Annotated in this window: 18 protein-coding genes; 12 read left to right on the forward strand and 6 right to left on the reverse strand. The window is 59.1% G+C overall.

What is annotated here, in order from left to right:
- The first annotated feature begins 76 nt into the window (after window positions 1–76).
- From NIT7645_RS05095 to NIT7645_RS05110, 4 genes are all read left to right on the forward strand, one after another.
- Entirely contained in the window at window positions 77–520 is a 444-nt protein-coding gene (locus NIT7645_RS05095; RefSeq protein ID WP_008560094.1) for a response regulator transcription factor, read from the forward strand.
- Window positions 517–852 carry a hypothetical protein gene (locus NIT7645_RS05100; protein WP_037302457.1) on the forward strand — a complete coding sequence of 112 codons (336 nt, stop codon included), beginning with the start codon at window positions 517–519 and terminating at the stop codon, window positions 850–852. The genes NIT7645_RS05095 and NIT7645_RS05100 overlap by 4 nt, the downstream gene beginning before the upstream one ends.
- On the forward strand, window positions 852–3,530 hold the full coding sequence (locus NIT7645_RS05105) for an ATP-binding protein (RefSeq protein WP_008561808.1): 2,679 nt from the start codon (window positions 852–854) through the stop codon (window positions 3,528–3,530). Before NIT7645_RS05100 ends, NIT7645_RS05105 begins: the two co-directional genes overlap by 1 nt.
- Window positions 3,531–3,612: 82 nt before the next feature.
- The gene (locus NIT7645_RS05110) at window positions 3,613–4,959 is read left to right on the forward strand and encodes a FliM/FliN family flagellar motor C-terminal domain-containing protein (RefSeq protein WP_008563224.1); all 1,347 of its coding nucleotides are present in this window, start codon (window positions 3,613–3,615) and stop codon (window positions 4,957–4,959) included.
- Between the two features lie 110 nt (window positions 4,960–5,069).
- On the opposite strand, the gene NIT7645_RS05115 is transcribed toward NIT7645_RS05110, so the two are convergent.
- The 4 genes from NIT7645_RS05115 to NIT7645_RS05130 all read right to left on the reverse strand — a co-directional run bounded on the left by NIT7645_RS05115 (window position 5,070) and on the right by NIT7645_RS05130 (window position 7,345).
- Entirely contained in the window at window positions 5,070–5,510 is a 441-nt protein-coding gene (locus tag NIT7645_RS05115) for a protein tyrosine phosphatase family protein (protein ID WP_008559758.1), read from the reverse strand.
- 10 nt (window positions 5,511–5,520) lie between these two features.
- Complete coding sequence (locus NIT7645_RS05120; RefSeq protein WP_008562422.1) at window positions 5,521–5,952, reverse strand: DUF6691 family protein; 432 nt, start codon at window positions 5,950–5,952, stop codon at window positions 5,521–5,523.
- On the reverse strand, window positions 5,952–6,380 hold the full coding sequence (locus NIT7645_RS05125; RefSeq protein ID WP_008562745.1) for a YeeE/YedE family protein: 429 nt from the start codon (window positions 6,378–6,380) through the stop codon (window positions 5,952–5,954). The genes NIT7645_RS05120 and NIT7645_RS05125 overlap by 1 nt, the downstream gene beginning before the upstream one ends.
- Window positions 6,381–6,481: 101 nt before the next feature.
- Complete coding sequence (locus tag NIT7645_RS05130) at window positions 6,482–7,345, reverse strand: MBL fold metallo-hydrolase (RefSeq protein ID WP_037302456.1); 864 nt, start codon at window positions 7,343–7,345, stop codon at window positions 6,482–6,484.
- A 326-nt stretch (window positions 7,346–7,671) separates the two neighbouring features.
- Between NIT7645_RS05130 and NIT7645_RS05135 the strand changes: the two genes are divergently transcribed.
- A complete protein-coding gene (locus NIT7645_RS05135) occupies window positions 7,672–7,893 on the forward strand; it encodes a hypothetical protein (protein ID WP_008559120.1) in 222 nt (73 codons plus the stop codon).
- A gap of 111 nt (window positions 7,894–8,004) precedes the next feature.
- Here NIT7645_RS05135 and NIT7645_RS05140 read toward each other — a convergent pair whose 3' ends face one another.
- Complete coding sequence (locus tag NIT7645_RS05140; RefSeq protein ID WP_008560727.1) at window positions 8,005–8,226, reverse strand: hypothetical protein; 222 nt, start codon at window positions 8,224–8,226, stop codon at window positions 8,005–8,007.
- Window positions 8,227–8,415: 189 nt separating this feature from the next.
- On the opposite strand from NIT7645_RS05140, the gene NIT7645_RS05145 reads away from it, so the two are divergent.
- The 4 genes from NIT7645_RS05145 (at window position 8,416) to preA (ending at window position 12,280) form a co-directional block, all read left to right on the forward strand.
- Window positions 8,416–8,679, forward strand: a complete 264-nt coding sequence (locus NIT7645_RS05145) for a DUF2312 domain-containing protein (RefSeq protein WP_008561160.1) — start codon at window positions 8,416–8,418, stop codon at window positions 8,677–8,679.
- A gap of 180 nt (window positions 8,680–8,859) precedes the next feature.
- Complete coding sequence (locus tag NIT7645_RS05150; RefSeq protein WP_008560957.1) at window positions 8,860–9,255, forward strand: RidA family protein; 396 nt, start codon at window positions 8,860–8,862, stop codon at window positions 9,253–9,255.
- A 332-nt stretch (window positions 9,256–9,587) separates the two neighbouring features.
- A complete protein-coding gene (locus NIT7645_RS05155; RefSeq protein WP_008563012.1) occupies window positions 9,588–10,922 on the forward strand; it encodes an NAD(P)-dependent oxidoreductase in 1,335 nt (444 codons plus the stop codon).
- A gap of 53 nt (window positions 10,923–10,975) precedes the next feature.
- On the forward strand, window positions 10,976–12,280 hold the full coding sequence (gene preA / locus NIT7645_RS05160; protein ID WP_008559752.1) for an NAD-dependent dihydropyrimidine dehydrogenase subunit PreA: 1,305 nt from the start codon (window positions 10,976–10,978) through the stop codon (window positions 12,278–12,280).
- A gap of 135 nt (window positions 12,281–12,415) precedes the next feature.
- Here preA and NIT7645_RS05165 read toward each other — a convergent pair whose 3' ends face one another.
- Complete coding sequence (locus tag NIT7645_RS05165) at window positions 12,416–13,036, reverse strand: TetR family transcriptional regulator C-terminal domain-containing protein (RefSeq protein ID WP_008561684.1); 621 nt, start codon at window positions 13,034–13,036, stop codon at window positions 12,416–12,418.
- A gap of 240 nt (window positions 13,037–13,276) precedes the next feature.
- Here NIT7645_RS05165 and NIT7645_RS05170 point away from each other — a divergent pair, with 240 nt between their 5' ends.
- The 3 genes from NIT7645_RS05170 to NIT7645_RS05180 all read left to right on the forward strand — a co-directional run bounded on the left by NIT7645_RS05170 (window position 13,277) and on the right by NIT7645_RS05180 (window position 17,010).
- Entirely contained in the window at window positions 13,277–14,527 is a 1,251-nt protein-coding gene (locus tag NIT7645_RS05170; RefSeq protein WP_037302855.1) for a Zn-dependent hydrolase, read from the forward strand.
- 118 nt (window positions 14,528–14,645) lie between these two features.
- Window positions 14,646–16,100 carry a dihydropyrimidinase gene (gene hydA / locus NIT7645_RS05175; protein WP_008559888.1) on the forward strand — a complete coding sequence of 485 codons (1,455 nt, stop codon included), beginning with the start codon at window positions 14,646–14,648 and terminating at the stop codon, window positions 16,098–16,100.
- 70 nt (window positions 16,101–16,170) lie between these two features.
- Complete coding sequence (locus NIT7645_RS05180; RefSeq protein ID WP_008562911.1) at window positions 16,171–17,010, forward strand: ABC transporter ATP-binding protein; 840 nt, start codon at window positions 16,171–16,173, stop codon at window positions 17,008–17,010.
- The last annotated feature ends 3 nt before the right edge of the window (window positions 17,011–17,013 follow it).

Here is a 17,013-nt window from a genome sequence, read left to right on the forward strand (position 1 = left end):
CTGTGGTCGCAGGGAAGGAGGCGCCGCCCGGAAGGAATTCCGGAGGGTTGCGGCGTATGGGAGGATAATCAACAAGATGGGCAGGCATGTTGTTCTCGTCGAAGACGAGCCGAATATTACGGAAGCAATCCGGTTTCTGCTGACCCGCGATGGCTGGAAAGTTGACAGCCATGCGGATGGGACCGATGCGGTTGATGTGATCCGTGCGGCCAAACCGGATCTGGTGATCCTTGACCTTATGCTTCCCGGCAAAAGCGGTCTGGAAATCATCAAAGAGCTGCGAGATAGCGATGAGCTGCCCGGCTTGCCCGTGCTGATGCTGACCGCGCGTGGCCAGCTCAAGGACCGGGAAATGGCCGAGCGGGCGGGGGTTACCCGTTTCATGACCAAGCCTTTTTCGAACACAGAGGTGCTGACTGCTGTGCGTGACCTGCATGCCCAGGCCGGCCTGAACAGGGCCGCTGCCGGTGGGCGCGAAGGGGAGAGGACAGATCTGGCTGAGCGGGCCGGACAGGGATGATCCGCGGCGATGGCGCCGAAGGGCAGGGTGAAACCACCGCGCCATTTGTCGCGCGCAAGACCTATCGCCGCCGACGGCTCATGGATGTTGCCCGGCTCCTGCCCATCGTCGGCGCAGTGTTGTTTGCCATTCCTCTTATGTGGCCGTCACCAGACCCCTATCCCGCCCCTGACAGCATGGGCGGAATGCCTTTGTCGCGTGCGATGATTTATGTTCTCAGCGTCTGGGCGATGCTGATCCTTGCTAGTTTCGTCTTTGGGCTGGCGGTGCGGCGATGGGCCGATCATTGGACCGGTGTCAACGAAGGCCCGCAGGAGGGGGGCGGGGACTGATGGCGTCGCTCAATGTGCTGGCGGTGGTCTGTCTTGGCTATGTGGCCCTGCTGTTCCTTGTGGCCTTTCTTGCCGACCGCATGGCCAGTCGCGGCCACAGCGCGCGCTGGCTGCGATCCCCCTTGGTTTATACGCTGTCCCTGTCGATCTATTGCACCGCCTGGACGTTTTATGGCGCGGTTGGATATGCCGCGCGATCGGGGCTGGAATATATCACGATCTATCTGGGCCCCACATTGGTGATGATCGGCTGGTGGTGGGGCCTGCGCAAGCTGGTGCGGATCGGTCGCAGCCAACGGGTAACCTCCATCGCGGATCTCCTGTCCGCGCGTTATGGCAAATCCAACCTCTTGGCGATTGGTGTGACCATTCTCGCTGTCATAGGGACCACCCCCTATATTTCCCTGCAGCTACAATCGATTACCCTTTCCTTTGCGATTTTTGCAGAGGCGGATCCACTGCGCAGCGTGAACGAGACGCAGACGGTTTTCTGGGTCGCGCTGGGGCTTGCGGTGTTCGCCATCCTGTTCGGGACGCGAAACCTTAACGCAAATGAACGCCACCACGGGGTTGTAACGGCTGTTGCGCTTGAGGCGGTGGTCAAGCTGGTGTCGCTGCTTGCTGTGGGGATCTTTGTTGTTTGGGGGATCGCGGGGGGGCTTTCGCAGACCTTGCAGCGGATCGATGCATCCAGCATCGGGCAATGGCAGGTCGATGGCGGGCGATGGGCGGCGATCACCTTTTTGTCTGCGGCAGCCTTTGTGTGCCTGCCGCGCATGTTTCAGGTTATGGTGGTGGAAAACGAAGACGAGCGGCATCTGCGCATCGCGGCTTGGGCGTTTCCGCTCTATCTGTTGCTGATCTCAATCTTTGTTGTTCCGATTGCAGCCATCGGTCTGGAGCTGTTGCCGCAGGGGTCAAATCCTGACCTCTTTGTGCTGACGCTGCCCTTGGCCGAAGGGCAGCAGGGGCTTGCGGTTTTGTCCTTTATCGGTGGGTTTTCCTCTGCGACGTCGATGGCGATCGTCGCAGCGATGGCCCTGTCTACCATGGTGTCAAACCACATCGTCATGCCGATCTGGTTGCGCTGGCAGGAGGTGGGGGCCTCTGTCTCCGGTGATGTGCGCGATGTTGTCTTGCTGGCGCGCCGCCTGTCGATCGCGGGGATCATGGCGCTTGGTTATCTGTACTACACGATATCCGGTGGCGGCGCGGCACTGGCTGCAATTGGCCTGATCGCCTTTGCTGGCGTGGCGCAGATGTTGCCAAGTCTGGTTGGCGGTTTGTTCTGGCGTGGCGCCACCCGTGCGGGGGCCCTTGCGGGGCTCACCGTTGGTTTTGCTGTTTGGTTGTACACGATGCTGCTGCCTGCCCTTGGGGGCGGGGTTCTGCCGACCCATATTCTGGCCGAAGGATTGTTCGGTATTGGTTGGTTAAAGCCGCATGCGTTGTTCGGAATCGAGGGCCTCGATGAAACTGTGCATGCGGTCCTGTGGTCGATGCTGCTGAACACCGGCGCTTTCCTGATCGGATCGCTGGCCACCTTTCCCAGTCCGCTGGAGCGCCTGCAGGGCGCGCAATTTGTTGATGTGTTTGAACATTCTTCGGGACCACGCGGCTGGCTTGGCTCGGTTGCTCAGGCCGAAGACCTGATGATCATGTCCCAGCGCATCCTTGGCGCAGGCGAGGCGCAGCGCTTTTTTCAGGCAGAGCTAGCCCGGCAGGGCGGTCGCGGTCCCTTGCCTGAACCAACGCCTGCATTTCTTGAGCGGCTCGAACGGGAGTTGAGCGCCTCTATCGGCGCTGCTGCTGCCCATGCCATGGTGGGGCAGATCGTTGGCGGATCGTCCGTCTCCGTGCAGGATCTGATGGCAGTTGCGGACGAGACGGCGCAAATCCTGGAATATTCCAGCCGCCTTGAAATGCAATCCGAAGAGCTGTCAAGAACGGCCCGCAAGTTGCAGGAAACAAACGAGAAGCTCACGCAGATCTCACAGCAGAAGGATGCGTTCCTCAGTCAGGTCAGTCATGAACTGCGCACGCCCATGACCTCGATCCGGGCGTTCTCTGAAATCCTGCGGGACGCCGATCATCTGAGCGCGACAGACCACACGCGCTATGCGGGTATCATCCATGATGAAGCCCTGCGACTGACCCGGTTGCTGAATGACCTTCTGGATCTGAGCGTCTTGGAGAACGGGCAGGTGACGCTGAATTTCAGCGCTGGCCGTTTGGGGGATGTTCTGGATCACGCGGTGGCGACTGCGCTGGCGGATGGCAGCGCGGACCTGCGGGTTCTGCGCGATGACGCGACAGACGATCTGAGGCTCTCGACCGATCTCGACCGACTGTCTCAGGTCTTTATCAATCTGATCGCCAATGCAGAGAAATACTGCACTGCAGAACAGCCGCAGTTGCGGATTGTCGCGCAGGAGAGCGGTGACTGGCTGTTCATTGATTTCATCGACAATGGTGCGGGCATCCCCCCGGAATACCGGACCACAATTTTTGAGAAATTTTCGCGAGTTAGCCCGGAACGGGCTGGCGGGGCGGGGCTCGGACTTGCGATTTGTCGCGAGATCATGCAGCGCCTTGGCGGTGATGTGGGCTACCTTGCGGGACAGGAGGGGGGCGCGTTCCGGGTGTCCCTGTCGCTGCGGCGGGAAATTGCTGCCTAAGCGAAGGTTTGTAAAGTTTCTGGTAACCATTTCTGCGTTAGACATAGGGCAATGCGGCGCGAGAGGGGCAGGCTCATAACCTATGTCGGACACAGCTAAGGACACGGCAGCACATGGCGGCGGCGGGGTAATTGCCCGTAAACTGGCCGCCACGAAAGAGGGCAAAGGCGCGCTTACCAGCTCGCTGACCCTCAAGGCGTTGCGTCGCTCTATCGCGCGTGCGGCAGCCGATTTGTGCGATCTTCCCGTTGCCGTTCTTGCCGCCCGGCAGGCCAATCGCGTGCCAGAGGACCTGGCCGCGCATCTGTCTGACAAACACCTCCTTGTTGTTCTGGATGGACCAGCCGGACGCATCGGTGCGGCAACGCTGGATGCACCGCTGGTCACGGCTCTGATCCAGCAGCAAACCATGGGGCAGGTGCTGGGCAAGGCGCCCAGCGAACGCCACTACACACCGACAGACGCCGCTATGGTTGCGGATTTTCTGGAACGCACCTTCGGCAAGGTCGTGTCCATGTTGTCGGGCCAAAAGGATGAGGTGATCTTTTCCGGCTACCGGTTCGGGGCGCAGGTCGAAAACGTCCGCAGTCTGGTGCTTGGGCTGGAGGCAGAAGACTATCGCCTGATCGATCTGACTGTTGATCTGGCTTGCGGCGCGATGCAGGGGAATATGACCCTGATCCTGCCGGAACCCACAGCAGAGGATCTGGGCAAGGCAAACGGAAGTCAGCACGCCGGTCCCTCGCTTGGCAGCAATCTGGGCGCGATGCGGGCTGAGTTGCAGGCGGTTCTATGCAAGATGCGTGTGCCCGCAAATGCCTTCACCTCCCTTGCCAAGGGGGATCTCTTGCCGCTGGATCAGGCCTATCTCTACGAAACGGAAATGGTCGCAATCAGTGGTCAGGTCATCGCTCAGGGCAGATTGGGCCAGATGAACGGTGCACGCGCGGTGCGCCTGACGGACCCAAAGACCAAGTTGGTGAGCGAAACCGCTGCAGATGACACTGCATTCTCGACCGACATGGGCGGGGCGCCACACGCGCTTGAAGATGACGCCCCAATGCTTGATCTCTCGGTTGCTGCGGATGGTTTGCAGGATCCGATGGATACGCTCGGTGGTGACCTTGGCGGCGGCCTAGGCGAGCCTATGGCTGGCATGGGCGATCTTGGCGATCTCGGCGCTGACTTCGAAGCGGAGTTTGGCGGCGACCTAGGCGGCGATCTTGGTGGTGACCTGGGCGGTCTGCCTATGGGTGGCGGCCTGGGAGATGGTCTGGGTGATGGGCTTGGTGATGGAATGGGCGATACGCTTGGCAGCGATCTGCCGGATCTTGGTGCCCTGCCGATGGGCGACGGGCTTGGAGATTTTTCGGCCGAGCTGAACGAAGACGAGGTGTCGGAACTCGCAGGTTTGAATACCGGAACCTGACACCAGCAGCGCGACGTGCCACAGGTTCAAGAAAAAAGCAGGCCAAACTGGCCTGCTTTTTTGTCAATGGCTTACGTGGCAAAGCTCATGTGGTGTTCGCCGCTGGACTGTTAGCCGTTTTCGGCCTGTTGCACCGCAACTGCGTGCAAGGTGGGGCGCAGACCGTCCAGCTGGTAGCCGGCATTTGATGTGGTGTTCAGGATGTCATCGACCTCCATCTCTCCCGCCTGACCCAAGGCCCAGACCACGGAACAGCGCGTGCCAGACGCGCAGTAGGCAAAGACCGGTCCGTCGGAGTTCGCAATCAGCTCCTTTTGGCGGCCAACATTCTCTGGTGTCATGGTCTGATGGGTCAGAGGCAGCACCTCAAACTTGAGGCCAAGCTCTTTGGCAGCGGCGCCGATTGTCTCGGCCTGATGGCTGGGTGGAACTTCCTCATCAGGACGATTGCAGATCACGGTGGTAAATCCAGCCTCTGCGATTTGCGGCAAGTCTTCGACCGAAATCTGCGGCGAGACGGCATAGCGGGGGGTCAATGTGCGTGCATCCATGACGTATCTTTTAGGCCTTTGCTGCGGTGTGGTCTAGCCGCTGAACGACCGGAGGCGCCGCAATCATGCCTGCTGCCATCGCAATCATGAACACAATTCCGCCAGTGCCCCCGTAGCTGAGCGACGCCATGGCAGGACCGGGGCACAAACCGGCCAGGCCCCAGCCCATGCCGAACAGGACCGAGCCGATAACAAGGCGACGGTCGAGTTCTTGACGGGGCGGTGTCGGAAAACTGCCTCCAACCAGGGGACGGCGACCGCGGGTCAGTTGCCAGGCGATTGCCATCGGAATGATGGCCCCGCCCATGACAAACGCAAGTGTCGGATCCCAATTGCCAAAGATATCAAGCCAACCCTGAACTTTGCGGGTGTCTGTCATGCCGGACAGAAACAGGCCCAGCCCGAATAGGCCGCCAGCGGAAAATGAAAGAACGAGACGCATCAGATCAGGCTCCAGACATGGCGCAGGACGGCGAGGGTCGCGGCGCCTGCGAGAATATAGATGATGGTGGCGATCAGGCCGCGCCAGGACAGGCGCGAGATGCCGCAAACCCCGTGGCCGGAGGTGCAGCCGTTTGCGATCCGTGTGCCAAGACCCACAAGCAGGCCTGCGATCACGACGACGGCCAGGTTGGGCGTCAGATGGGTCTGTGCCTCCGCCGAGGTAAACACGACCGCGATCATCGGGATCAGGACAACCCCGGCGATAAAGGCGATCCGCTCCGCCGTATTGCCGCGGCCGCTGCCGTCCAGCAACCCGCCAAGGATGCCGCTTGCGCCCATGATGCGGCCATTACCCAGTAGAAAGACGGCACCGCCAAGGCCAATCAGCCCTCCACCGATGAGCCCCCAAATCCAGTCTGTTTCCATATTCATAATCCTTTGCCCGCAAGCCGCCGGTTGTGACCGTTACTCGCGCTATGGGTGTTCTGCCCCGCCGGTCAGAACGGGACAGGGGGCTGATATTGCGATCAAATTTTGTTGATCGGGACCTTTAGAAAGACATCGCCCTGTGCATCCGGTTCGGGCATCTGGCCAGCGCGCATATTTACCTGCAGCGAGGGCAGAATGAGCCGTGGCATGGCCAGTGTCGCATCCCGCGCATCGCGCATGGCGACGAATTCTTCGACCGGGCGACCTTGCCCGATGTGAACATTAAGGGCTTTTTGCTCTCCTACCGTGGTTTCCCAGGCAAATTCGTCACGCCCCGGAGCCTTGTAGTCGTGGCCGACAAAAATCCGGGTCTCATCTGGCAGGGACAGGATTTTCTGGATCGACTGGAACAGCGCCTCGGAGGAGCCACCGGGAAAATCGCAGCGCGCCGTGCCGAAATCGGGCATGAACAACGTGTCGCCGACAAATGCCGCATCGCCAATCACATAGGTGAGACAGGCCGGAGTGTGACCGGGCGTATGCATCACATCGCCACGCATCTGACCGATGTGAAAGCTGTCACCGTCCTTGAACAGCGCGTCAAACTGGCTGCCGTCACGTTGGAACTCCGTGCCTTCGTTGAACACTTTGCCAAAGGTGTCCTGAACCACAGTGATATTTGCGCCAATCCCGATCTTGCCGCCCAACTTTTCCTGCAGATAGGGCGCCGCAGACAGGTGGTCAGCGTGCACGTGGCTTTCGAGGATCCAGTCAACCTTCAGGTTCTGCTCTGTGATCCAGGCGATGATTTCATCCGCGGACCGGGTGTCGGTCCGGCCTGCTGCATGATCAAAATCAAGCACGGAATCCACAATGGCGCAGGCTTGCCCTTGGGGCTCCTGAACGACGTAGGAGACGGTATTGGTCTGCTCATCAAAAAACGCTTTTACGAGGGGCGTCATGTTTGGTCCTCCTGGCTACGGGAAAAACATATTACTGAAAATGAATATGTACAAGCCCAACCGTTAAAATTCCTGAGGTCATCGTCACAATGGCCCGCCACCGGTTTCAAATCTGCGGGTTTCACGTTAGGGTTGATTTATCTCAAGGTGACGTGGCGGAAATTGTGCCAGACTGCTGCTGTGACATGGTGGGTCACAGGGCAGACACGCGGGAGGGTGTTGTCCCGGTCTCGCGGGGTTGGCTGGCAGGCCAGCCTGATGACCACGTCACGGGGGCGGCAAAGGACAAAACAGCCTTGCCGCTGGTGAAAATGGGAGGAGATGACATGACCAAAGTCGATCAAACACTGATGCTGGCCGCCGAAGGGCTGGAACAGCGCATTCTCGGCTCGCATCGGGCGGACAGGCTGTCGCTGAGGGCAGATTTTTCCAAGGCGCTGTCGCGTTTGCGCGCCAGTGGTGCGCGGGTTCCCATGCGAATGGTCCGCCTTGACCAGATGCTGAGCGAGGAAGCCGCGGAAGATATGTTCGACAATATGCCGGTTTGATCCCGGCGCCGTTTAATCCCGACGCCGGGCAATCAGCGTGAATTGTCCGGATAGAGATGACAGGCAGGCGTCGGCCGATTGGGGCGCGCCTGCGTGTTGTCTTGTCTGAAGTTACGCGCCGAGTGTCAGGCCGAGCATGACCAGCATAAGGCCGATTACCGACAAAAACAGCGCGCCGAGGTTATAGGGCAGGACCCCTTGGATCACTGCGCGCAGCTCTTCGTCTGCAAGTTTCTGACGCTTGGCGCTGGCAACGCGCACGACGCTCCAGATCAGACCTGCCAGGCCGACAACAGAAAGGGCTGCACCAGCCCAAACCAGAAGTTCATACATCGTGTTCTCCGATGATCGATCCGCCGGGGCAGGCGGTGTTTTCCTTCGATCTGCGCCTATCCGATTGTCAGCTGCAGGGCAAGGCTGCGGGCATCCGCCGCCTGTGGCGCATCACTGCTTGCGGCAGGCGATGTGCGATTGTATCTGAGAGGCCAACCTGATTTTCCACCAATGCTGACGGAGCCCACGATGGATATGACCGAAGACGAAAAAAGCGACAGCTACCGTGTAACCGCGGGCGAGCTGCGCCAGTTTATCGAACGCTTCGAGCGTCTTGATGCGGAAAAGAAAGAACTGGCCGATCAGCAAAAAGAGATCATGGCCGAAGCCAAGGCGCGTGGCTACGACACCAAAGTCATCCGCAAGGTGATCGCGCTGCGCAAGCGTGACAAGGACGACATCGCCGAAGAAGAGGCGGTACTGGAGATGTACAAGGAAGCGTTGGGTATGTGATCGACCGTTTGGTCGGGATCACCGCTTCCATGATTGCGGTCCCAATGGCCCTCTGCCTCGGCAGGGGGCTTTTTTTGTATTCTTTATGTTTGCATATTTTAAGCTTGAAGTAATTTTGTTTCTGGCTGATATTGCCCCAACAATGATGGCGCGCTTTTGCGCCGAGGACAGGAGCCCGATATGCCAACAGTGAATGTGCACCCAGATGGCTGGAAACCGGCCAAAGGTTACGCCAACGGGATGATCGGCGAGGGGCGCATGCTGTTTGTCGGCGGGCAGATCGGCTGGAATGCCAATCAGGAATTCGAAACCGACGACTTCATCGGCCAGATGAGCCAGGCGCTCGAGAATATTCTGGCCGTGGTCAAGGAAGCGGGGGGAGAGGCGAGCGATATCACCCGGCTGACGTGGTATGTCACCGACAAGGCAGAGTATCTGGCCCACCAACGTGAAGTTGGCGCGGCCTATCGCGCAGTCATGGGCTATCATTTCCCGGCGATGACAATGGTCGTGGTTGCGGGGCTGGTGGAAGACCGCGCCAAGATCGAAATCGAAGCCACAGCCATGATCGCCTGACGGGCCCTGAGGGCCCTCAACAAACCTGCATTCGAACCGTCTTTCACTGCCAGCGTAGAGCGGGTGGTGGGGCGGTTTTTTTGTGATTTCAGGTCAGAAATACTGACGTTGCGCTGGTGGCGAAATACAGCGTTTGGGGCGGAAACAGCGGGTGGCAGTCGACCGCCCATAATCTGAGCAAGTCGTTTTTTGCTATAGGTTTCAATTTCTTGCGCTGATTGGCTGGTCGCATCGCCGCAGAAATCTCGCCGTTCAAAAATTTTACCAGTTGATAAAAAATCAAACTGTGGCAGTCTTGATTCCATAATAAAACACATCCAGGGAGACACCCAATGGCGACCAGCCATCAGGCATCCGGCATCGAAGCGGGACGTTTGTCCGCCTCGGAGATCGCCGATAACTTTGGTGACTTGCACCCACAGTATGAGGCGCACGAGGCAGCAGTGGCGGCGGATCGCTGCTATTTCTGCTACGACGCGCCCTGTATGACAGCATGTCCGACATCCATCGACATTCCGCAGTTCATCCGTGAAATTCAGGCGGGCCACCCCGAGAGCGCGGCCAAGACGATCCTGGAGCAGAATATTCTGGGCGGCATGTGCGCGCGGGTCTGTCCGACCGAAACCCTGTGCGAGGAGGCCTGCGTTCGTGAGGCCGCCGAGGGCAAGCCAGTCGAAATCGGCCGACTTCAGCGCTATGCGACGGATACGCTGATGGAAAAGGGTGTACACCCATTCGGCCGCGCAGAGGCGACCGGCAAAAAAGTCGCCATTGTCGGTGCTGGGCCAGCGGGCCTGTCGGCGGCGCACCGGCTGGCGATGTTGGGCCATGATGTTGTGGTCTATGACGCAAAATCCAAGGCAGGCGGCCTGAATGAGTTCGGGATCGCAGCGTATAAATCAACCAACGATTTCGCCGCGAAAGAGGTCGACTGGCTTCTGCAGATCGGTGGCATCACCATGGAGTACGGCAAGAAACTTGGCGCAGAGCTGAGCCTTGATGCGCTGAAGGCGGACTATGACGCTGTTTTCCTGTCGATCGGCCTGGCCGGGGTGAATGCCCTGCGCGCCGATGGGGAGGACAAGGACGGTGTGCGGGATGCAGTCGACTTTATCGCGGAACTGCGTCAGGCGGATGACCTCACCAACCTCGCTGTCGGGCGCAATGTCGTGGTCATCGGCGGTGGTATGACGGCTGTTGACGCGGCGGTTCAGTCCAAGCTTCTTGGCTCTGAGAATGTGACCATCGCATACCGCCGGGGCCGTGACGCCATGGGCGCGAGCCGGTTTGAACAGGATCTTGCAGCGACCAAGGGCGTCAAGCTGATGTTCAACGTCCAGCCGGTTGCAATCCACGGAAACGGCGCTTGTGCGGAAATCGAGCTGGAATACACCCGCAGCGAAGGCGGCACATTGACCGGAACCGGCGAGACCGTGCGGATTGCAGCGGATCAGGTCTACAAGGCGATTGGTCAGACCCTTGAGGGGCAACCGGGTGCGCTGGCGCTTGAAGGGCGCAAGATCAAGGTCGACGAAAATGGCCGGACCTCGGTCGAGGGTGTCTGGGCCGGGGGCGACTGCGCATCAGGCGGAGAAGACCTCACCGTGACCGCCGTAGCCGAGGGCCGTGACGCGGCCATGGATATCCACGCCAGCCTGATGGGCTAAGCCAGCCGCGGGGCCGGGTTGGGCCCTGCGTTGCCAGTGTAAGGAACAGACAAATGGCTGATTTGACAGCAGATTTTCTGGGGATTAAATCCCCGAACCCGTTCTGGCTCGCCTCTGCGCCGCCGACGGATAAGGAATACAACGTGCGCCGCGCCTTTGAGGCCGGCTGGGGGGGCGTGGTCTGGAAGACGCTGGGCTCTGAAGGGCCGCCAGTCGTCAATGTCAACGGCCCCCGCTATGGCGCAATCTGGGGTGCGGATCGCCGTCTGCTTGGGCTCAACAATATTGAGCTGATCACAGACCGCCCGCTGGAGGTGAACCTCGAAGAGATCACCCGCGTGAAAAAGGATTATCCCGACCGCGCCATCATCGTTTCGATCATGGTGCCTTGCGAAGAGCAGGCCTGGAAGGACATCCTGCCGCGTGTCGAAGCAACGGGCGCAGATGGTATCGAGCTGAACTTTGGCTGCCCACACGGGATGGCCGAACGCGGCATGGGCTCTGCCGTGGGGCAGGTGCCTGAGTACATCCAGATGGTCACGGAATGGTGCAAGAAATACTATTCCAAGCCGGTGATCGTAAAGCTGACACCGAACATCACCGACATTCGCCACCCTGCGCGCGCAGCCAAGGCGGGTGGTGCGGATGCCGTCAGCCTCATCAACACCATCAACTCGATCGTTTCGGTGGATCTGGACGCAATGGCGCCAGAGCCGACCATCGGTGACAAGGGCACGCATGGCGGCTATTGCGGCCCGGCGGTCAAACCGATCGCGCTGAATATGGTTGCGGAAATCGCCCGCTGCCCGCAGACCCATGGTTTGCCGATCTCTGCCATTGGTGGTGTCACCACCTGGCGTGACGCGGCCGAGTTCATGACCATGGGTGCTGGCAACGTGCAGGTTTGCACTGCGGCGATGACCTATGGCTTCAATGTGGTCAAGGAAATGATCTCTGGCCTGAACCAGTGGATGGATGACAAAGGCTACAAGACGCTGGACGATTTCGTCGGTAAGGCTGTGCCGAATGTCACTGATTGGCAGTATCTGAACCTGAACTACGTTGCCAAAGCCAAGATCAGCCAGGACGACTGCATCAAATGTGGCCGGTGTTTTGCAGCCTGCGAGGACACCTCGCACCAGGCCATCGCCATGAGCGAAGATCGTGTCTTCACCGTCAAAGACGATGAATGCGTGGCCTGTAATCTCTGCGTCAATGTCTGCCCGGTCGAAGGCTGCATCACGATGGAGCAGGTGCCAGCGGGTCAGATCGATGAACGCACGGGCAAGGTTGTGTCCGACGAATACGCCAACTGGACAACCCACCCCAACAACCCATCCGCTACAGCCGCGGAGTGATCCCTCGCGCCCCTTCGGGGGCGCGTCTTTTCACACTGTGCAGACCTGTTTGGAAAAACCAATGCGACGCGCCTTTGCCGAGGCGCGTCGTTTGCATTTGAACGCGGTGTTTTGGGGGATCGAAAAGCGCTGATTTCAGATCTTGGGCGCTGGTGTCAGCATGCGGCGAAACATCTGCTCCAGATGCGCGGGGGCAGCATCAAAGGGGTCTTCATCCCCCATCAGCGTGCGCACCTGAACATCAAAATCCGCATAGTGCTGGGTGAGAGACCAGACCGAAAACAGCAGGTGTTTCGGGTGGGTTCTGTTCAGCTTTCCATCTGCCATCCACCCCTCGATCAAATCTGCCTTTTCCTCAAGCAAAGGTTTGAGATCCTTGGATAAGGTTTCCAACATTCGAGGTGCGCCCTGCACGATTTCATTGGCAAAGAGACGGCTTTCGCGGGGGAAATCGCGGCTCATCTGCAGCTTGCGCTGAACGTAGGCGAGAAACTCTTCCAGCGGATCGCCCTGCGGATCAATGGCGCGCAGCGGATCCAGCCAGGTGTCAAGAAGGCCCGACAGAAGCTCTGTGAAAATCGCCTCCTTCGACGGGAAGTAATAAAGCAGGTTGGGTTTGCTCAAACCAGCTGCGCGGGCGATTTGGTCGACGGTAGCACCGCGAAATCCGCTGGTGGAAAACACCTCAAGCGCGGCCTCCAAAATGGTGGCGCGATTCTTTTTCTGGATGCGGGTCGGGTTGCGGTCTTTGGGCATCGGTCTCTTGCGGCAGTGTCAGGGGCCATCGCGAGCACGGCACGCCTGAATTTCGGTCAACCTTTGAACAGGTTGGGGGTTTTCTTGTTCAGTTAGACGCAATTTCTTGACTGAATGTCCACCCGTGATAGCGTGAGTTTGACCAGTTGGTCAAATCATGACCAGCGTTTCAAAGCCACCGATAAGGCGCAAAGCCAAGATGACCCGACAAAAAGCCGGGCAACAGGGAAGGAAGCTGAGATGACGTCGCTTGGACAGAATCTGAAAATCAATGGCGACAGGCTGTGGGACAGTCTTATGGACATGGCAAAGATCGGCCCCGGTGTCGCTGGTGGGAACAACCGCCAGACCCTCACCGATGAAGATGCCGAAGGCCGTGCCCTGTTCCAAAGCTGGTGCGAAGCCGCAGGCTGTACCATGGGTGTTGATACCATGGGCAACATGTTTGCCACCCGGCCGGGCGAAGACCCCGACGCGTTGCCGGTCTATATGGGTTCGCATCTCGACACCCAACCAACCGGCGGCAAATACGACGGTGTCCTGGGGGTCCTTGGCGGGCTGGAAGTGGTGCGCACGCTCAATGATCTTGGCATCAAGACAAAACACCCAATTGTTGTGACCAACTGGACCAACGAAGAAGGCACGCGCTTTGCGCCTGCGATGCTGGCCTCTGGTGTTTTTGCAGGCAAGCACAGCCAGGATTGGGCCTATGCCCGAGAGGATGCAGAGGGCAAGTCCTTTGGCGATGAGCTGAAGCGCATCGGCTGGGTCGGGGATGAAGAGGTTGGCGCGCGTAAGATGCACGCGATGTTCGAGTTGCACATCGAACAGGGCCCGATCCTGGAGGCTGAGGGCAAGGACATTGGGGTTGTGACCCACGGGCAGGGCCTGTGGTGGTTGCAGTGCACCGTGACCGGCAAGGATGCGCACACCGGCTCCACCCCGATGAACATGCGGGTCAACGCAGGCCTTGGCATGGCGCGGATGACCGAAGCAGCCCATCAGATCGCAATGGCACATCAGCCTCATGCGGTGGGGGCGGTCGGCCATTGTGACGTTTATCCGAACTCTCGCAATGTGATCCCCGGCAAGGTGGTGTTTACGGTCGATTTCCGTTCGCCGGATCTGGAAAAACTGACTTCCATGCGCAGCCAGTATGAGGCGAAAGCCAAGGAAATTGCAGAGGAATTGGGCCTTGGGCTTGAGATCGAGCCGGTTGGCCATTTCGATCCCGTCACCTTTGACAAAGGGTGCGTCTCGGCGGTGCGCTCGGCAGCAGAGCGGTTGGGCTACAGCCATATGGATATCGTCTCGGGGGCGGGGCACGACGCCTGCTGGATCAATGATCTGGCGCCCACGGCTATGATCATGTGCCCCTGCGTTGATGGTCTCAGCCACAACGAGGCCGAAGATATTTCCAAGGAATGGGCTGCTGCAGGCACCGATGTCATGCTGCATGCGGTTCTGGAGACAGCGGAAATCGTGGAATAGGGGCATCGCCTCGGTCGCCTTTGGCGGCTCCCCCGGCAAACACGGACCAAAAGAGTTCCGGGCCGGGGGATACTCATAAAAATGCGGCAATGACCGCGCTCTCACAGGGAGAAGAGACATGACGAAAGTCATCAAGAACGGCACAATTGTGACCGCTGATCTGACTTATAAGGCAGATGTACTGATCGAAAACGGTGTCATCACGCAGATCGGTCAGGGGCTGCGGGGCGACGAAGAGCTGGATGCGACCGGGTGCTATGTGATGCCGGGCGGGATCGACCCGCACACTCATCTTGAGATGCCTTTCATGGGGACCTACAGCTCGGATGATTTTGAATCCGGCACCCGCGCGGGTCTGGCTGGCGGGACCACGATGGTTGTCGACTTTGCGCTGCCCAACCCGGGCGAGAGCCTTCTGGACGCGCTCAAGCGTTGGGACAACAAATCCACCCGCGCCAATTGCGACTACTCTTTCCATATGGCTGTGACCTGGTGGGGAGAGCAGGTCTTTGACGACATGAAAACCGTCATCGAGACGCGCGGCATCAACACCTTCAAGCATTTCATGGCCTACAAGGGCGCTTTGATGGTCAACGATGACGAACTTTATGCGTCGTTCCAGCGTCTTGCAGAGCTGGGTGGCATTGCGATGGTCCACGCCGAAAACGGCGATGTCGTGGCAGAGCTGTCGGCCAAGCTGCTTGCAGAGGGCAATACCGGCCCCGAAGCACATGCCTATTCACGCCCACCGCAGGTGGAGGGCGAGGCGACAAACCGCGCGATCATGATTGCCGACATGGCTGGCGTGCCGCTGTATGTTGTGCACACCTCATGCGAAGAAAGTCACGAGGCCATCCGCCGGGCACGTATGCAGGGCAAGCGCGTCTGGGGTGAGCCGCTGATCCAGCATCTCACGCTGGATGAAAGCGAGTATTTCAACCAAGACTGGGATCACGCCGCCCGCCGGGTGATGTCACCGCCGTTCCGCAACAAGCAGCACCAGAACAGCCTCTGGAACGGCCTGCAGTCCGGCTCTCTCTCTGTTGTGGCGACAGATCACTGCGCCTTTACGACTGATCAAAAGCGCTATGGCGTGGGTGATTTCACCAAAATCCCCAACGGGACCGGCGGTCTTGAGGATCGGATGCCGATGCTGTGGACACATGGTGTGAACACCGGTCGTCTGACGCCCAATGAATTTGTGGCGGTCACCTCCACCAATATCGCCAAGATCCTGAACTGCTATCCCAAGAAAGGCGCCGTTTTGGTTGGCGCTGATGCGGACCTGGTGGTTTGGGATCCGGAAAAAACAAAGGTCATCTCTGCCGAGAGCCAGCAGTCCTCGATCGACTACAACGTCTTTGAGGGGCACGAGGTCAAAGGTCTGCCGCGCTTTACCCTGACGCGGGGCCATGTTGCGGTGCACGACGGTGAAATCCGCACCCAGGAAGGTCACGGTAAATTTGTTGAGCGCGAGGCCAACACCACCGTGAACAAGGCGCTGAGCACCTGGAAAGAGCTGACCGCGCCGCGTCCCGTAGAGCGGACCGGCATTCCGGCAACAGGTGTGTGAGATTTCGAACGGGCTACCAGCGATGGTGGCCCGTTTTTTCATCACACTTGTGCGAATTTAAGGCGAAGACATGAATATGGAAACGACACCCCAGGCTCTTGAGACCCAGGCCGGCGATTCCGGGATCTCTGCTCAGGCATCCGTCATCGAGGCCAAGAACCTCGACCTGACCTTTCAAACCAACGACGGGCCGGTTCACGCCCTCAAGGATGTGAGCCTCAACATCAATCGTGGCGATTTTGTTTCGTTCATCGGCCCATCCGGTTGTGGCAAGACGACATTCTTGCGCTGTATCGCGGCGCTTGAGCAGCCGACCGGTGGGACATTGACCGTGAACGGCATGACCCCGGATGAGGCCCGCAGGCAGCGTGCCTATGGCTATGTATTTCAGGCTGCCGGGCTTTATCCGTGGCGTACGATTGCCAAGAACATCAAGCTGCCGCTGGAAATCATGGGCTATTCGAAGGCGGAACAGGACAAGCGGGTTGAGCAGGTTCTGGATCTGGTTGAACTGTCCGGCTTTGGGGGTAAATTTCCCTGGCAGCTTTCGGGCGGCATGCAGCAGCGGGCCTCGATTGCGCGGGCACTGGCCTTTGATGCCGACATTCTCCTGATGGATGAACCGTTTGGCGCGCTTGATGAAATTGTGCGCGATCACCTGAATGAACAGCTGTTGAAGCTGTGGGCGCGCACAAACAAGACCATCGGCTTTGTGACCCATTCCATTCCAGAGGCGGTGTATCTGTCGACCAAGATTGTCGTGATGTCCCCGCGGCCGGGGCGGATCCATGACGTGATTGACAGCACATTGCCCAAAGAGCGCCCGCTCGACATCCGTGACAGTCCGGAGTTCATCGAAATCGCCCATCGCGTGCGCGACGGCCTGCGGGCGGGGCATGGCTATGACTAGGGC

Origin of the sequence: Phaeobacter italicus, from assembly GCF_001258055.1 — a bacterium.
GTDB classification, from domain to species: Bacteria; Pseudomonadota; Alphaproteobacteria; order Rhodobacterales; family Rhodobacteraceae; genus Phaeobacter; species Phaeobacter italicus.